Origin of the sequence: Brachyspira pilosicoli, from assembly GCF_019402445.1 — a bacterium.
GTDB classification, from domain to species: domain Bacteria; phylum Spirochaetota; class Brachyspiria; order Brachyspirales; family Brachyspiraceae; genus Brachyspira; species Brachyspira pilosicoli_B.
Window position 1 is genome coordinate 1 of record NZ_SRZM01000323.1, and the last position, 3,741, is coordinate 3,741.

A 3,741-nucleotide genomic window follows, 5' to 3' on the forward strand; every position below is an offset into this window, starting at 1 on the left:
GTAAAAATCATTACCTATCAAGCTGTTACCGCACTTGATATTGTTATCCAAACTTGGAAGGATTTTCTCATTAAGTAAAGAACCTTGCCCGTATTCATTAACATTGAAAGAATCTTCAAAACTTTTTAATAAAAGTGATAATTTCGCTACCTCCACCGCATTGCTGTCTATGTCTACACCAAATATGTTATTAATTAGTATCTGCTTACGTACCCATAATGCTAAATTACCGCTCTCGTCTATTATCTCATATCTTGAACCCATATATTTCTTTGTCTTATTCTTCAAAAAATATTCCTTATGATAATTTAGCAAATATTTATACGCCCCAAGTAAAAAACTTCCGCTGCCGCAAGCTGGGTCCAATATCTTTATATTTACTATCTCATCGGGTGTCTTACCCTTTATAGCCTCCCCTACCGTATTCGCTACTATGTAATCTACTATATACTCAGGCGTATAATAAACTCCTCCCGCCTTGCGTACCTCAGGCTTTAATTCTATAACCGCCTTGTGATTCTTATCTATACTAATAGTCTTGCCCAAAAACTGCTCATAAGCATTACCTATTATCTCAACTGGTATCACTGAAAACTGATAAGGATTCTTAGGTGTATAAAGCTCATCTATAATATCTTTTATTGTTTTATCATCTATATTTAAATTTCTTACTATCGCATCTTCATCAAATAACCCCGAATTATATTTCTCATTAGCCCTATCAAAAATATAATTCAAATTCTCATAATAACTATTCTCCCCATTAAAACCGTAATTTTTAAAATCATCTTCATTTTTATTTTTAGGATTAGCCAAAGCAAGAAGCCCATAATTCTCAACATTCCTATCCTCAGCCACCCTCAAAAATATAATCCTGTCAATAATCTGCTGCACCGCATAATTTATATCTTTCTCGCTCATCTCCCTATTAAGCTTACTTATCACAACAGCCAATTTCGTCCTAAGCTCATCTAAAGTGCTAAGAAAATGCACATCAACTGTCTCGCTCCCCTTTCTATTGCATAAGTTCTCAGAATAAGCATCTAAAGAACCATTAGCAACATTCTCCCTCTCAAACAAATCATATATATAATCAAAAACACCCTCTTTCAAATAATCTTCATAAGTAAAATACTTTATTCTAGCCGCCTCAGTCCTATCATTTTCTTTCGGACGCACAGTACAGTCATAAACGGCAAACTCCTCAAAATCCGTCAAAATACTCACACCAAGTTTTGCACTCCAAGCATAAGACCTCAATTGAAATGCAGGTCTACTGTCATTTTTTATATCAACTTTAGTATCTTTCGCCTCCACAAAAAATACTCTCTTCCCCTTAAAATAAAAACCATAATCAGGAAATTTAGTCTTCCCTTTCACCTTCACTATATCCTCATGTATAACTTCCCTTTTACCTTTTTCATTACCAACATCCCACCCCAAAGCCTCAAAAAACTTATCAATATAATACCTTCTAGTCTCCGTTTCATTTTTACTTTTTATACCATTTTGAAAATTATCCACCAAATGCCCTATAACATCATAAGCTTTCTGTTTATCTGAATTATAATTCGCCATAAACACCTCATTTTCACAATACTTTTTATATAGTATATAAAATTTTACTTAAATATTCAATAATAACAAAAATAAAAAGGCAGCCATTACTCATAGCCGCCCTTTTATATTAAAAAATCATATTATTATTCGTATCACTATCTAATCATATAATCAATAAAAACTATTTTCTATAAACTATACATGTACTATTACTAGATATAACTTTTAAATTCATGTTTTCAATTTCTTCTTTAGTATATTTTTTTGAAAGCAACGCATTCCTATCAAATATAGGAGGGTATTTAATTGCAAATTCAGGTACATCTAAATAATAAGTTATACTCTCATTACTAGCAACATTCTTCCAGCTATCTTTTTTACTATAAGCTCTACCCATATCATTAAAATACCCAGAAGCATTTTCTACTTTAAAATTCATTCCATTAGCATCTTTTGTTATCGAATACACGCTTTCAATATAATCAGTCCATCTGTAAGGCTCATGAATTTTTTGATAATAAACAATAATATTAAAATTCATAGCAATAGCACTTAATATAGAAAATATTGCAACACAATTTAACGTTTTGTAATTATTCTTAAACCTTAAATAATAAAGAAAATATATTATAGGTACAAAAGATAAAGCAAATCCTCCATATTGATATCTAGTCTGTCCTGCAACCCCGCCTCCAAATATTGTAGTAAAAATAGTAGCAGGGAAATATAGTAAAAATAATATAAATAATTCATTAATAACCATCTCTGTATTATTAGTATTACTATCTACCTTCCATTTTTTATTTTTTATAAAATGTATCATAGAATATATAAAAGCGGCAAGCACAACAATAATAGAAAGCACCAATACAATTAATGAAAAAATATAATACGGATTATCATTCAAATAAAAAGACATAATTCTATCGAAATGCTTAGCATAGTACATTACAGAAAACTCATTTGTAGGAAACATAAATAAAAAATGAACCTGAGGAAAAGGAAAAACATTTCTTTCTGCAGTAGATGAAAGTATAAACATTTTATTTGTATTTTGAAAACCGTTTTGAATCTCACTAATTAAATAAGGTAAATAAGTTAAAAAAGAAATAAAAACACCTAAAAGTATATATTTAATATGTTTAATGGTAATTTTATATCTCACTATCAAATACAATATCACCGTAGGCACTATACCATAATATACAGCAAAATGTGACTGCCCCATTAAAGCAAGCACAGGAAAAAACATCATAGCTGCTACATTTGAATATTTAGTATTAGCCATATACTCAGCAATAATTGGTATTAATAAAAAAGATAGAACTAAAGTTAGATTAGGATTATAAAATATACTATTAGTAAAAACATAATATATATTGAATAATGTAAAAACTGACATAATAGCTAATATTGATATTCCAAATCTTTTATAAACCCAAAACAAAAATATTAAAACAGGCAAAAGCATAGTAATTAAATTAATAATTCTCATTGCAGTTATATTTTCATTAGCAAGTTTATAAGTAAGCAAATAATGTATATAAAAGAATCCACCAGGCACACGTGGAGCAGATTCATTATCTAAAGGCATCATAAAAAGTCTAGCACCAGTTACAGGAATAGTTTTATTTTCATAATATTTTTTCATATCATAGAAATGTGATAAAAAGTCATCATATGGAGCTCCAGCTCTTTTAAATGAATATACTCTATTAAAAATAGTTAAAGATAAAGATAATAATAATATAATTAAAGACAAGTAAAAGAATATTTTTTTATTTTTTTGCATAAAACGCCCCATAATATATTTTGTTAATAATATCATATTTTTTTAAAAAAGGATAGCCATCAAATACTAGCTATCCTCTTATATTTTACTATTTTTATTTAGCTTATAATTATTATAAATTTAACAGTTTCTCTTAAATTTTAATATTTTATCAATACTGTCTAAAACTAATGCTAATAATATCATAAAAAAACAAAACATTTGAAAATTACTAAATATAGATAAAATTAAATTATTACTTGCATTTTTTATCAGAGAATTAATAAATACTTCATTTATTAAATTATAATTAAAAAACCATATAAACGAAATAACAGCAGAAAATATATTAATAGCTATAAATAATATTGTATTTCTAATGTTATAACTATTATCAACTATCTTTATTA

3 protein-coding genes are annotated in these 3,741 nt (G+C 27.7%); all 3 read right to left on the reverse strand.

Annotated features, from left to right (window positions below):
- Positions 1-1,578: DNA methyltransferase (locus E6A48_RS10060; protein WP_219710075.1), on the reverse strand; the 1,578-nt coding region annotated here is incomplete at its 3' end.
- Positions 1,579-1,741: 163 nt separating this feature from the next.
- A complete protein-coding gene (locus E6A48_RS10065; RefSeq protein ID WP_219710076.1) occupies positions 1,742-3,352 on the reverse strand; it encodes a glycosyltransferase family 39 protein in 1,611 nt (536 codons plus the stop codon).
- 120 nt (positions 3,353-3,472) lie between these two features.
- The coding region (locus E6A48_RS10070; RefSeq protein ID WP_219710077.1) for a hypothetical protein at positions 3,473-3,741 on the reverse strand (269 nt) is incomplete at its 5' end.